Raw genomic sequence first — 12,329 nt, forward strand, 5'->3', positions numbered from 1 at the left:
CGTCCCTCTCAACCTGTGGATAACCTCGCCGACATGTACTCCCCGACCCCCGAGGACTGGCGCGAGGCCAACCGCGCCCGCTGGGACGAGCGTGTCCCGATCCACGCCGCGAGTGCCTTCTACGACCTCGACACCTTCCGCGCGGGCAAGGACGCCCTGCGGGACTTCGAGCTCGCGGAGGTCGGTGATGTCACCGGGCGCTCTCTGCTGCACCTCCAGTGCCACATCGGCCTCGACACCCTCTCCTGGGCCCGCCATGGCGCCTCGCGCGTCGTCGGCCTGGACTTCTCCGAGCCGGCCGTCGAGACCGCGCGCTCGCTCGCCGCGGACCTGGGCCTCACGCAGGACCGGGCGGCCTTCGTCGCGGCCGATGTGTACGACGCCGCGGAGGCCGTCCCGGACAGCGCGTACGACATCGTCTACACCGGCTGCGGGGCGCTGAACTGGCTCCCCGACATCGAGCGCTGGGCGGAGACCGCCGCCTCGCTCGTCGCCCCCGGCGGCTTCCTGTATGTGGCCGAGTTCCATCCGATCACCGACTCGCTCGACGACGAGACGGGCAGCCGGGTCGTGCACGACTACTTCGTCCGCGACCCCTGGGTGGACACCAGCCCGGGCACGTACGCCGAACTCGACGCCGCCACCGTCCACAACCGCAGTGTGGAGTGGGTGCACCCGGTCGGCGAGGTCGTCACCGCGCTCGCCAGGGCCGGCCTGCGGATCGAGTTCCTCCACGAGCACGACGCCTCGCTGTATCCGCGCTACGGCGCGCTCCAGCGGCACGACGACGGCTACTACCGCTTTCCGGCGGACCGCCCCCGCATCCCGATGATGTACTCGATCAAGGCGTCCCGACCGGCCTGAGCCCGGTCCACGGGGACAAGGAGAGCCACGGGAGCCACGGGAGCTACAGGAACTACGGGAGCCTGATGACGGCGCGCCCGCCCTTGAGGTCCACCGTAGAGCGGTGCGGCGGGGCGCCGTCCTCCTCGTCGTCGCGCAGCACGAGGGCGCTCTGCCGTTCCTTCAGCTCGTTCTGCTTGCCCTGCGAGAAGGTGGCGTGCAGCTGCTCGAAGCCGGTCGACGAGATCTGGCCGCTGCGCTTTCCGCGGCCGCTCATGCGCAGGATCTGATCGGCGAACGCGATCACGGTCAGCAGGATGACCAGACCCGGCAGCGTCACGAACACGGCGAATTCCATGCCCTCCATCAGAGCACGTCTCACTGCGGCGTGTCAGGACGGATGTGGTGGGTCTTTCGCCCGTCCGGACCAAGGACCTGGGCCCCGATCTTGTGGGTGCGCAGTGCGAGCGCGGTGCCCGCGATCCGGAGCGCCGGGGCGGCCCGTACGAACGCCGCCGTGACCTCGTGCAGTTCGTCGACCGTGCGGAGCCACATCGCGACGGCCAGGTTGTGCGGGCCGGTGACCGACGTCACCAGCCGGGTCTGGCGCAGCCGGGCGAGCGCCGCCACCGTCGCCGGCACTTCCAGGGGCGGTACGTCGGTGGTGACCATGGCCCACATCGGGCGCCCGGAGAACCTGGGGGCCGGCAGGCAGTGGTGGTGGAGGGCGCCGCCCGCCGAGAGGACGTCCAGCCTCCGCCGTACCGTCGACTCGCTCGTACCGCACTGCCGGGCCAGTTCGGCCGCGCTGCGGCGGGCGTCGCCCGCCAGTTCCGCGACGAGACGGTGGTCGAGCTCCGTGAGGTTCGGAAAGGTACGCGCGCGCGTGCGCGGCCGCCGGTCACCGCCGGTGAGTTCCGTGAGGAGCTGGACCTGGCCCGGGGTGAGCTGCTCGATCCGGGACCGGTACGGGCGGTTGTGCATGCGGGTGACGACCTGGGTGCGGCACCGGAGGACTCCGGGCAGCCGCCGCACGTGTCCGGCGAGGTAGGCGTCGAGGGCGTACAGGTCGGGGCAGACCACGAGCAGGACGAGGTCGGCGTCGCCGGTCACCTGGTGGACGCCGAGGGTGTACGGATCGCCCGAGACCTCGGTCGCGGTGGCTTCGGAGGTGCCCGCGGCGCATTCCAGCTCGACCCAGGCGTAGAGCATCTCGTCCGTGCCGTGGCGGGCGGCGAGCAGCGAACTCCAGGCGTATCCCCCGGCCGTGAGGTGCTCCCAGCGCCGGGCGAGGGTGTCCGGGCTCGTCCCCAGAACGGCCGAGAGCTGGGTCCAGCTGGCGCGCGGGGCCATCTGCAGTGCGTGGATCAGCGACAGATCCGCTTCTCCCAGGACGGATTCCCCGGTAGTCATTTCCCTCCCTGGTCGATCCCCGGTAATCCGTGGGTGTGGGTTCCAGGGCGCCCCAAGATGTGGACCGAGGCATATGCATTCAAGCCGTGATGGCTCTTGTGCGCCATTGAGTCAGGCATAACTCACAGACGGGGAGAGACGGGGGATGAGCCGCATGGACATGAGCGAGGATCGGGAGGGGACCAGGGAGCCGCCCGAGACGGCGGCTCTCTGGAGCGAACAGAGCGAACAGAGCGAGCAAGGTAAACAGCGCGAGCAGGGTAAGCAGCGCGAAGCGCGCGAACAGCGCGAGCATTGCGAACCAAGTGAATCAAGCGAACCAAGTGAATCAAGCGAACCGACCGTTCTGTGGGGCGAGGAGGTGAGCCTCGACCAGCTCGCCGCCGCCGAGCGCGGATACGCCCGCTGCGGGCCCGCCGAACGCCTCCTGTGGGAGCGGCTGTCCGTCTTCGAGGGGGCCTTCGGCCGGGACGCCGTCCGCGAGGTGTGCGCGTCGGGGGCGCTGCCCCCGGCCGAGATCCGCATGGTCCTCGCCCGGCTCGCGCCCCTCGCGCTCCTCCCCGTCGACGACCTGTTCGACGGCGAGAACGACTTCCCCCGCTACTGGATGCCGCACCCGATGCGGGCCGTGGGCGCCCGCCGGCTCACCGAACGCGGTGAGCGCTGGGCCGTGGTGCTGCGGCACCGGCGGTGGTGCGTGAAGCTCGCCCGGCGGGCCGCCGACTGGTGGCAGAGCGGCCGTCAGGTCGACGCCCGCGACCTCGCCCTGCGTGAACTCCCGGACCTGGCCGTCGCCATGGATCCGACGACCGCGCCGCTCTCGGCGAGCGCCGAGGCCGACACGGCCGTCGAGATCGCCGTCCTGCTCTGGTTCCTGTGGGTGGCCTGCGGGCGGGCCGCCGAGGGCCGTACCCGGCTGCGGCACGCCCTCGCCCTGCTCGACGGGGAGCCGTCGGCCCGCGCCCTGTGGCTCGCCGCCTTCCTGGAGCTGGAGTCGGGCCGCCCGGAGGACGCCGATCCGCTCCTCGTGCGGGCCTGGGCGGCGGCCGTACGGGACGGGGACGAGGGCGCCCTGGGGATGCTCGCCCATCTGCGGGGCGCGACGGCCCTGTACCAGGGGCGTACCCGCGCGGCGGAGGACGCGTTCCGGGAGGCCCTCGGGCTGATGGCGGAGTGCCCGGAGTTCGGACCGACCCGGCACTCCTGCTGGGTGGGCCTCGCGCTCGCCCTGTGCCGTACGGACCCGGAGGCGGCGCAGGAGGCGCTGGACCAGGGGGACCTGGAGCACGAGAGCCGGTGGCCGCGGGTGGGCCGTGATCTGTGCGCCGACGCCTGGGCGAACCATGCCCGGGCCGAGCTCGCCGCGTGGGACGGCGAGCAGGACCGGGCCGCCGAGTACGCCCGGTGGGCGCTGCGCGAGCATCTGCGCATCGGTTCGGCGGCGGGCGCGGCCTGCGCGGCGGAACTCCTGGCCCAGATGCGGATGTCGGCGGGACGGCGCGACGCGGCGGCCCATCTGCTGGGCGCGGTGGACCTGTTGCGGACCTCGGTCTTCGACACCTCGTACCGGCCGGCGGAGTACTGCGCGGTGACCCGGGCCCGGAGCGAGACGGTGCTCCGGACGCTGCTCGACGACCCCGAATTGCGAGACGCCTACGAAGAGGGCGCGAGACGCGGCCTGTTCGCACTGGTGGCCGAGGTCTAGCGTCCGCCTACGATGCCGTCATGTCCTTCGCCTTCGCCGTGGCCGCGGTCTTCCTGCTGTTCTTCGGGGTCGGTGTGCGGCGGGACAGGCGCCGCTTCGGCAACGCCGTGTACCTCGGACTCGCCGTCACCTTCGTCGGGATCGCGCTGCTCGCCGGGATCGAGGACGCCCCGCCCGGCGTCGCCGAGACGGTGATGATCTGCGGGCTGCTCGTCCTGGGCCTCGGCCCGGTCGTCCTCGCGGGGCTGCTCACCGCGAACGGCGTGAAGATGGTCCGCAAGGAGGGCAGGCGCCCGGCCAATCTGCTCTCGCTCCTCGCCGGGCTCGGCATGTTCGGGGTGATGGTCCTGGCGGTGGTCGCCGCCACCACCGATTCATGGGCGCTGCACATGTTCGTCCTCACCCTCGTTCTCCTCCTCGGCTACGTCTCCTTCCTCTTCGTCTGTTTCGTGGGCTACGCGTTCCTGTACGGCCGGATGCGGATCCGCCGCGACGCCGACTACGTGGTCGTGCTGGGCTCCGGCCTGATCGGCGGCCGCCGGGTGCCCCCGCTCCTCGCGAGCCGCCTGGACCGGGGACGCGCGGTGTACGAGCGGCTGGCCGCGTACGAGCGGCGGGAGGGCGACGCCCCCGTCCTCGTCGTCTCGGGCGGCCAGGGCCCCGACGAGGCGCTTCCCGAGTCCCACGCGATGGCCGACTACCTCGTCGAGCGCGGCTTCCCGCCGGGCGCGGTGGTGCGCGAGGACCGTTCGCGCACCACCGAGGAGAACATGCTCTTCAGCAAGGAGCTGATGGAGCGGGACCGGCCGGGCTCCTCGTGCGTGATCGTCACCAACAACTTCCACGCCTTCCGGGCCGCCATCACGGCCCGCCGCGCGGGCGTGAACGGCCAGGTGGTGGGCTCGCCGACGGCCGCCTACTTCTGGCCGTCGGCGACCATCCGCGAGTTCGTCGCGGTCTTCCTCCAGTACAAGGTGGTCAACCTCGGGATCTGCCTGACCCTGATCCTGCTCGGGGTGCTGGCCTGGGCGAGTCGCTGAGGCCGGTGCCGGCTCATCGGGGCCGTCTCACGGGGTGACGATCGGTGGTGTCCTCGAAGGAGGGCGGGGGCTGGCTCATGGACCGGGTGCTCCGTTCCGCGGGGGCGCTGATCGCCGTACCGGTCCATCTGAACACCGGGCCGGTACGGCCGCACTCCGGCCGGGATCCGCGCCGCACTCAGGCCGCACTCAGGCCGCACTCCGCGCCGGGATCCGCGCCGGGATCCGTGGGAGCGGCGGGACCCGAGCTCCGTACCTACTCTGGAGGTACGGAGGTGACCCATGAAGCGACGGCACCACTTCCACATCGACTATCTCGGGCACTCGGTCTCCGCGACCGTCCAGACCGGCCACATGCCCGTCGTCGAGATCCTCGTCGACGGCAAGGAGACGGGCCATGCCACGACCAAGGACGACCGGCCGGTCGCCGTCCCGATCGAGCTGCCGACCGACCCGCCGACGACGGTGACCGTACGGGCCACCCCGGGCCCCGGCGTACCGCGCTGCCTGCTGCTCGCGACGGCGGACGGGGAACCACAGGTGATGGCGCCGCGGCTGTACTGAGGTCCCCGGTCCAGGAGCGCCAGGCCATCCCGATGATCAGGAGAGCCAGGCCATCCCGATGATCAGGAAGACCACGAAGGCGATGGCCCCGGCCACGGCGGCCGTCTTGCGGGGGCGACGCCGGGAGAGTTCCGCGAGCCCGCCGCCGGAGCTGCCGGGCCGCTCACGCCGCCGGGAGGAGGGCGCCCCGGCGGACGGGGGTCTGTGCGCCTGCGGGGGCGCGGGTCTGTGCGCCTGACCGGGCGGCGGAGTCGCTACGGGCATGGGCGCGGCCCCGGGCATGGGCGCGGCCCCGGGCATCGGCGAGGAGCGGGTGGCGGCGCCCGTGGGCGGGCCCGCGGTGTGGTGCGGGGCGTGCGGCCGGGGCGGCACCGGGGCCGGCTGGGAGTAGGCGCGCCAGGCGCCGGAGGAGAACCAGTCCGCGATGGTCTGTGCCGAGGGCCGCTGCTCCGGCTGCTTGGCCAGCAGGCTCAGCAGATACGTCTCGAACTCGGGCGGCAGCGCGACCCCGAGCCGGCCGGGCGGTACGGGGGCGGTGTCGATGTGCTGGTAGAGCAGGGCCGTGGCGGTGTCCGCGCGGAACGGCGGGCGGCCGGTGAGGAGTTGGTAGAGCACGCAGCCGAGCGAGTACACGTCGGATGCGGGCGAGGCGGGTTGTCCGAGGGCCCGCTCGGGGGCGAGGTAGAGCCCGGTGCCGACGATCTGGCCGGTGGTGGTGAGTGCCGCCGAGGGGTCGTCGACGAAGCGGGCGATGCCGAAGTCGGCCAGTTTCACGGTGCCGTCGGCGTCGACCAGGAGGTTCCCCGGCTTGATGTCCCGGTGCACGACGCCCTGCCGGTGCGCGGCGGCGAGCCCGGCGGCGGCGTGCGCGGCGACCACGGCGACCCGCTCGGCGGGCAGGATCAGCGGATCGGAGGGACTTCCGGCGAGGCTGTCGCCCTCGACCAACTCCATGACGAGGAACAGTTTTCCGTCCCAGGTGCCGAAGTCGAAGACGCCCACCACGTGCGGGTGGCTCAGCCGGGCGGCGGTCTGCGCCTCCAGCCGGAACCGGTCGGCGGCGGAGGGGTCGGTTCCGTGCGCGAGCATCAGCTTCACGGCGACGTCACGGCCGAGCACCTCGTCGGTGGCCTGCCACACCTCGCCCATACCGCCCCGACCGATACACACATGAAGCCGATATCGGTCCGCGACCAGCACCTGGAGACCACCCTTTCGACGATCGATCAACTTGACGGAAGGGAACCAGCGTAGAGCCGCCGGACCACGCGCTTCGCCGCGCTCCCCCTTCCCGGGGCCCGCCCGGTGCATCACACCCGTGGTGCGGATGAACGGAAGGTGTCGTGGGGCGTTAGCATCGCGGCCCGGAGCGAGTTCCGGTGAACAGGGAACGGAGTGGCCCGTGGCGCGACCGCGTGTGGGTGTGGCGGTACTGACGATGGGCACACGCCCGGCCGAGCTGGGGGCGCTGCTCGACGCCGTGGCAGGGCAGGACGAACCCGCCGCCCGGATCGTGGTCGTCGGCAACGGCACCGGGACCCTCCCGGACCTTCCCGAGGGCGTGACCGGCGTGGAACTGCCCGAGAACCGGGGCGTGTCCGGGGGCCGGAACGTCGCGATCGACACGCTGCGCGCGTTCGGCGACGTGGACGTGGTGGTGGACCTCGACGACGACGGCCTGCTCGTCGACACCGACGTCTTCCGTCGCCTCGCCGACATGTACGAGGCCGACCCGTTCCTGGGCGTGGTGTCGTTCCGCATCGCCGACGAGACGGGCGAGACGCAGCGCCGCCACGTCCCGCGCCTCGGGGCGAAGGACCCGATGCGCGGCGGTGAGGTCACGACCTTCCTCGGCGGCGGCCACGGCCTGTCGATGGTGATGCTCGACGAGATCGGCGGCTGGCCGGAGGACTTCTTCTTCACCCACGAGGAGACCGACATGGCCTGGCGGGCCCTCGACGCGGGCTGGAAGGTCGTCTACGAGCCGAAACTCCTCCTCCAGCACCCGAAGACCAGCCCCGCCCGGCACGCCGTCTACTACCGGATGACCGCCCGCAACCGCGTCTGGCTGGCCAAGCGCAACCTGCCGGCCCTGCTCGTCCCCGTCTACCTGGGCGTCTGGACCCTTCTGACCCTGGCCCGCACCCGTTCCCTCCCGGGCCTGGCGTCCTGGTTCGCGGGCTTCGCGGAAGGTGTCCGTCACTCCTGCGGCCCCCGCCATCCCATGAGCTGGTCCACGGTCCGCCGCATGACCCGCCTGGGCCGCCCGCCGGTGATCTGACGAACGGCCTTCCGGTTTCCGAACGGCCGTACAACCTTGAACGGCCTTCGTGAGTCCTGTGGTCGTGGCGCCTGGACGCCACGACCACAGCTCCCGGGAGGAATCCCCTTGAAGCACCCCGCCTCCGCCGGCCGGCGCCTCACCGCCGCAGTCGCCGTCGCCCTCGCGGTGACGGCCGGCGGTCTGACCGCCCCGGCCCTGGCCGCCGCCCCGGCGCCGGTGACCTCCCCGGCCGCCGACGAGCAGCCGGCCTTCTCCGTACCGGCCGGCACGACGGTCCTCTCCAGCGGCCCGTCCGGCTTCCTGACGTTCCGCGAGGAGGGCACGGCCCTCGCCTACGTGTGGGTGCGGAACGACGGCACCCCGACCCGGCTGTCCGGACAGTGGGCCGGGAGCGAGGGCACGGACATCGCCGTACGCAGGGAGGGCACCAAGCACACCTACGTCGACATGACCACGGGCAAGGAAGTGGTCTCCTACGACACGGCGCAACTCGGCGGTACGCACACGGTCGTCCGCTACCAGGGCACGTCCCTCGTCACCCGGAAGTACGTGAGCGGTTCCAGCGGCCAGGAACTGCACGTGATCAGCAAGGACGCCGAGGGCAGGACCGTGGACCGCAAGGTGTCGGGCATGCCCCTGTTCGCCACGCAGAAGAAGACGGAGAGCGACGGCCCGGACACCCTCCTCTACCGGTACGACCATTCCACGGGCGGAGTGCCGCAGCAGGATCTGGCGGTCGTGGACGTCCCCTCCGCCAAGGTGGTGGCGACGTACGACACCCTCGGTACGAGCGACCTGCTCTCCATGGGCGCGTCGGAGACCCGGGTGGCCTGGTTCGAATGGTCGAACTACAACAATCCCGTCCTGGCCGTGGCCCGACGGGACGGCACGGAGGTCACCCGCACCCGGCCGTTGAGCGGCTTCGCGTCGAGCTCCTTCCTGTCCGTGCAGATCATCGGCGACTGGGCCGTCCACACCCTGCAGGGCGGCGGTGCGGCCACGGTCACCGACCCCCTGCACCAGGTGACGGCCCGTTCGCTGACGACGGGCGAGACCGTCCCCCTCCTCGCGCACGCCTCCCGCCTCGTCGAGTCACCCGACGGCAGCCTGATCACCTCCGGCGGCACGCTCGACCAGGGCGAGGGCGTGTACCGGATCGCACCCGGTGAGAACGGCGCCCACCCCACCGTCTCCCTCCTGGCGACCACCGGCGTCGCCACCGAGCTCACCGTGGCGAAGGAGACCCTGCCCCCGACCGGCACCTTCGACCTCGACCGCGCGGGCGGGAAGCTGACCGCCGGCTGGACGCTCAACCGGAAGAACGCGCGCGTCACGCTGAAGCTGGTCCATGTCGCCACGGGCCGTTCCGTCACCGTCGTCCCTCCCTACACCGTTCCGGCGACGACCGACTTCCCGCTGGTGTGGGACGGCCTCTTCGCCGCCAAGTTCCCGGCGTACAACGGCGCCTACACCTGGACGATGACCGCCGCACCCGCCAACGGCATCGGCCCGGCCGTCGAGCGCAGCGGCTCGTTCACCCTCACTCGCGCGGCCCGGCTGCACGACGTCGACGACAACGGCTCGGCGGACGTGCTCAACCGCTCCGCGAGCGGCACCCTCTCCTCGTACGACCTCGGGCAGCTCCTGCGGCGTGAGCCGGGCGCGGCGATGGACGCCAACCGGATCGGCAGCGGGTGGAACGCGTACGACCGGATGACCGCCACCGGCAACCTCGGCGGTACCCCCGCCGCCGACCTCGTCGCCCGCGACAGGACCGGCGTCCTCTGGTTCTACGAGGGCAAGGGCAAGAACTTCGCGCCCCGGAAGCGGATCGGCGGCGGGTGGAACACCTACGACAAGCTCACCGGCGGCTCCGACGTCACCGGTGACGGCCGCGTCGATCTCCTCGCCGCCGACAAGACGGGCGTCCTGTGGCTCCACCCCGGTAAGGGCGACGGCACCTTCGCGCCCCGCAAGAAGATCGGTGGCGGCTGGGGCGGCTACAACCTCCTCTCCGCCACCGGCAACCTCGCGGGCGCGGGCGCCGGGGACCTCGTCGCCCGCGACCGGGCCGGAGTCCTCTGGCTGTACCTCGGCAAGGGCGACGGCACCTTCGCGGCCCGGACGAGGATCGGCGGCGGCTGGGGCCTGTTCGACGACCTCGTAGGGGTCGGGGACGCCGACGGCGACGGCCGGAACGACCTGGCGGCCTTCGGGGCGGGCGGCGGCACCAACCCGGGCCTGCTGCTCTACGGCGGCACCGGCCAGTGGGCGAAGCCGTTCTCCCCGCACCTGCTGGCAGAGGTGGGCTACGACTGGCTGAACGACCTCTACTGACCCCGAAGGGGAGCCGGACTCCGAATCCGGCTCCCCGGACGGCCACCGGCTGGGTTCGCCGTTTCGCCTGGTCACAGCGTTGGTGTGCAGTGGGCTCGGGCGGTGTCGCGGAGGCTTGGGGAGCAAGTCGGCTCCCAGACGGCTCCCGGGAGGGACACACCTACGGTGCCTATCGGGAGCGAACTCGTGCCCTGGGCTTACGAGAGGGCACCCGCCGCCACCTGGCTGATGCCGAGTGCCTGGTCGGGTCCTCCCGGGTGCCGGAGGGTTCCACGACTGGCGCCCGCGCGGGCCCCGTGGCGGCGGCCGTCACAACGGCCCCAGCGCATTCACTCCGCCGAGGCCGCCCTTCCGGATCGCCACACGTGAGCGTGCTCGATCCACGTTCAATTCTACGACTGCGGGCCGGACAGGCCGAGAGGGAGAGCGGGTTTCACCGCCCGGCCGATGTCCGCGGGCATGACCGCAGGAACGCGGAGTACCGTGAGACCACGGCGGTATCTCGTCGGCCATCATGTGTCGGCGGCCCCGCGCAGGCAGGCGGACCACCATGGCCGAATCCGACACGCCCACCCCTCCCCAGCTCCTTCCGGACGAGATCCACCGAGCGGTGCATCCCGGCAGGGCCCGACGCGGCACGTGACGCCATGGCCCGTGCGGTCGACGCCGGCAACCTCACCCAGGCCGCCGAGATCCTCGTCGCCACGCCCACCGAACCAGCGACACACCACCAGGAGTCGGCATGATCCAGATGGCGGACATCCGCGAGTGGCGAACCCACGACGTGGTGGACACGCGGGGCCACAGGATCGGTGAGCTGGAGGCGGTCTACGTCGACACCAGTACCGACGAGCCGGCCATGGCCACGGTCCGCGTCGGCCTGCCCACCCGACACCGTCTGGTGTTCGTCCCCCTGGACGGTGCGACGGTGGGGCCGGGCTACGTGAGGGTCGCCCATGACAAGGCGCTGGTGAAGCAGTGCCCTTCGATCGGCAGCGACGACGTACTTCCCGCCGAGGACGAGGAGGCGGTCTTCCGGCACTACGACCTCCCCTACCAGCCCGGGGCGAACGGCGAACGCCAGCTGGCCCGCCGCTGAGCTCCCCAACCGACCGAGGGGGCCGCCCTCATGACGCTCTTCCTGGCCGTGATCATCATCGCGATCGTGCTGGGCATCATCGGTGTCACCGCCGACGGACTGCTCTTCCTGCTCATCATCGGCATCGTGCTGCTGGTGGCGGACCTCATCTACATCACCATGCGCATGCGCCGCTCCGCCCATCGCCGCCCTGTCAGGTGACCCCGACGCGCCGGGCGAACCGGTCTGGACAGCGACGGACCCTGTCCACTGCGTGTGAGGGCGCACATGGGCTCAACCGAGGGCGGCGAGATGGTCGGCGTCGCCACCGCGCCACTCGATGAGGAAGATGGTCGCGTCGTCGCCGGTGACGCCGCCTCGTTCCTGTTTCAGGGAGTGGGAGAGCGTGCGCACCACCGACCGCACCGCCGTGTGGTCACGGACGGCTCGGTTGGTGCACTCGATGAGCCGCTCCTCGCCGAACTGTTCCCCGCCGGGTCGATGCTCTTCGATCATGCCGTCGGTGAAACACAGCAGCCGGTCCCCGGGCTGCAGCATCCGCTCGCTGACCACCGGCTCCTCACCACCGAAGCCGACCGGCCAAACGGCTCCCAAGACGGCCCCGGAAACCACTCAGGGGCCTGATCCGATTTCTCGGATCAGGCCCCTGACCTGGTCTTGCGGCTGTCGGGGTGGCGGGATTTGAACCCACGACCTCTTCGTCCCGAACGAAGCGCGCTGCCAAGCTGCGCTACACCCCGATGTCGCTGCTCTGTTCTTCACGTCGCGGCGACATCGATTACTTTAGCCCACGCGCGCGCTGAGACGAAATCCGGTTTTCGCGGGGTCGCGGCGCAGGTCGGATGCGGTCCAGGCCGACGATCGCGAGGCCGAGGGCGTAGAAGGCCGCGCCGAGGACGCACTCGATGACCAGGCCCGTCGCGGCGGACAGGGCGACCACGCTGCGGAAGGCGGCGGCGTAGGGCCTGCGGACGGTGGGGAGCGCGGCGGCGGCCGGGACTGCGGAGGCGCGGTTCGGCGTGAGCATGCCCCCTGCCGTAGGAG

Annotated in this window: 12 protein-coding genes, 1 tRNA gene and 1 pseudogene; 8 read left to right on the forward strand and 6 right to left on the reverse strand. The window is 71.8% G+C overall.

Annotated features, from left to right (window positions below):
- Positions 1-33: 33 nt before the first annotated feature.
- A complete protein-coding gene (locus OG259_RS22735) occupies positions 34-864 on the forward strand; it encodes a class I SAM-dependent methyltransferase (protein WP_328943935.1) in 831 nt (276 codons plus the stop codon).
- 52 nt (positions 865-916) lie between these two features.
- Here the strand turns inward: OG259_RS22735 and OG259_RS22740 are convergent, their stop codons facing one another.
- Together OG259_RS22740 and OG259_RS22745 are read right to left on the reverse strand one after the other, a co-directional pair.
- Positions 917-1,201 (reverse strand): DUF6191 domain-containing protein, encoded by a 285-nt coding sequence (locus OG259_RS22740; protein WP_328943936.1) that lies wholly within the window; start codon positions 1,199-1,201, stop codon positions 917-919.
- A gap of 20 nt (positions 1,202-1,221) precedes the next feature.
- The gene (locus OG259_RS22745; RefSeq protein WP_328943937.1) at positions 1,222-2,256 is read right to left on the reverse strand and encodes an Lrp/AsnC family transcriptional regulator; all 1,035 of its coding nucleotides are present in this window, start codon (positions 2,254-2,256) and stop codon (positions 1,222-1,224) included.
- Positions 2,257-2,617: 361 nt separating this feature from the next.
- Here OG259_RS22745 and OG259_RS22750 point away from each other — a divergent pair, with 361 nt between their 5' ends.
- From OG259_RS22750 to OG259_RS22760, 3 genes are all read left to right on the forward strand, one after another.
- On the forward strand, positions 2,618-3,961 hold the full coding sequence (locus OG259_RS22750) for a tetratricopeptide repeat protein (RefSeq protein ID WP_328943938.1): 1,344 nt from the start codon (positions 2,618-2,620) through the stop codon (positions 3,959-3,961).
- Positions 3,962-3,981: 20 nt separating this feature from the next.
- Entirely contained in the window at positions 3,982-5,001 is a 1,020-nt protein-coding gene (locus OG259_RS22755; RefSeq protein WP_328943939.1) for a YdcF family protein, read from the forward strand.
- 282 nt (positions 5,002-5,283) lie between these two features.
- A complete protein-coding gene (locus OG259_RS22760) occupies positions 5,284-5,565 on the forward strand; it encodes a hypothetical protein (protein WP_328943940.1) in 282 nt (93 codons plus the stop codon).
- 36 nt (positions 5,566-5,601) lie between these two features.
- On the opposite strand, the gene OG259_RS22765 is transcribed toward OG259_RS22760, so the two are convergent.
- Complete coding sequence (locus OG259_RS22765; RefSeq protein WP_328943941.1) at positions 5,602-6,765, reverse strand: serine/threonine-protein kinase; 1,164 nt, start codon at positions 6,763-6,765, stop codon at positions 5,602-5,604.
- A 202-nt stretch (positions 6,766-6,967) separates the two neighbouring features.
- Between OG259_RS22765 and OG259_RS22770 the strand changes: the two genes are divergently transcribed.
- The 4 genes from OG259_RS22770 (at position 6,968) to OG259_RS22785 (ending at position 11,486) form a co-directional block, all read left to right on the forward strand.
- A complete protein-coding gene (locus OG259_RS22770; protein WP_328943942.1) occupies positions 6,968-7,846 on the forward strand; it encodes a glycosyltransferase family 2 protein in 879 nt (292 codons plus the stop codon).
- 108 nt (positions 7,847-7,954) lie between these two features.
- Complete coding sequence (locus OG259_RS22775; RefSeq protein ID WP_328943943.1) at positions 7,955-10,186, forward strand: VCBS repeat-containing protein; 2,232 nt, start codon at positions 7,955-7,957, stop codon at positions 10,184-10,186.
- Between the two features lie 742 nt (positions 10,187-10,928).
- Complete coding sequence (locus OG259_RS22780) at positions 10,929-11,285, forward strand: PRC-barrel domain-containing protein (protein WP_328943944.1); 357 nt, start codon at positions 10,929-10,931, stop codon at positions 11,283-11,285.
- Between the two features lie 30 nt (positions 11,286-11,315).
- A complete protein-coding gene (locus tag OG259_RS22785; protein ID WP_328943945.1) occupies positions 11,316-11,486 on the forward strand; it encodes a hypothetical protein in 171 nt (56 codons plus the stop codon).
- A 72-nt stretch (positions 11,487-11,558) separates the two neighbouring features.
- Here OG259_RS22785 and OG259_RS22790 read toward each other — a convergent pair.
- From OG259_RS22790 to OG259_RS22800, 3 genes and pseudogenes are all read right to left on the reverse strand, one after another.
- Positions 11,559-11,864: pseudogene (locus OG259_RS22790) on the reverse strand (SpoIIE family protein phosphatase); the annotation flags it as partial.
- An 87-nt stretch (positions 11,865-11,951) separates the two neighbouring features.
- A tRNA-Pro gene (locus tag OG259_RS22795) sits at positions 11,952-12,025 on the reverse strand.
- Between the two features lie 38 nt (positions 12,026-12,063).
- The gene (locus tag OG259_RS22800; RefSeq protein WP_328943946.1) at positions 12,064-12,312 is read right to left on the reverse strand and encodes a hypothetical protein; all 249 of its coding nucleotides are present in this window, start codon (positions 12,310-12,312) and stop codon (positions 12,064-12,066) included.
- Between the last annotated feature and the right edge of the window lie 17 nt (positions 12,313-12,329).

The organism is Streptomyces sp. NBC_00250 (genome assembly GCF_036192275.1).
Classification (GTDB): Bacteria; Actinomycetota; Actinomycetes; order Streptomycetales; family Streptomycetaceae; genus Streptomyces.

Bases quoted from the DNA above. Each gene is read 5' to 3' on its own strand.
- OG259_RS22735 (WP_328943935.1), top strand. From the start codon at position 34: ATGTACTCCCCGACCCCCGAGGACTGGCGCGAGGCCAACCGCGCCCGC.
- OG259_RS22740 (WP_328943936.1), bottom strand. From the start codon at position 1,201: ATGGAATTCGCCGTGTTCGTGACGCTGCCGGGTCTGGTCATCCTGCTG.
- OG259_RS22745 (WP_328943937.1), bottom strand. From the start codon at position 2,256: ATGACTACCGGGGAATCCGTCCTGGGAGAAGCGGATCTGTCGCTGATC.
- OG259_RS22755 (WP_328943939.1), top strand. From the start codon at position 3,982: ATGTCCTTCGCCTTCGCCGTGGCCGCGGTCTTCCTGCTGTTCTTCGGG.
- OG259_RS22760 (WP_328943940.1), top strand. From the start codon at position 5,284: ATGAAGCGACGGCACCACTTCCACATCGACTATCTCGGGCACTCGGTC.
- OG259_RS22780 (WP_328943944.1), top strand. From the start codon at position 10,929: ATGATCCAGATGGCGGACATCCGCGAGTGGCGAACCCACGACGTGGTG.
- OG259_RS22785 (WP_328943945.1), top strand. From the start codon at position 11,316: ATGACGCTCTTCCTGGCCGTGATCATCATCGCGATCGTGCTGGGCATC.
- OG259_RS22800 (WP_328943946.1), bottom strand. From the start codon at position 12,312: ATGCTCACGCCGAACCGCGCCTCCGCAGTCCCGGCCGCCGCCGCGCTC.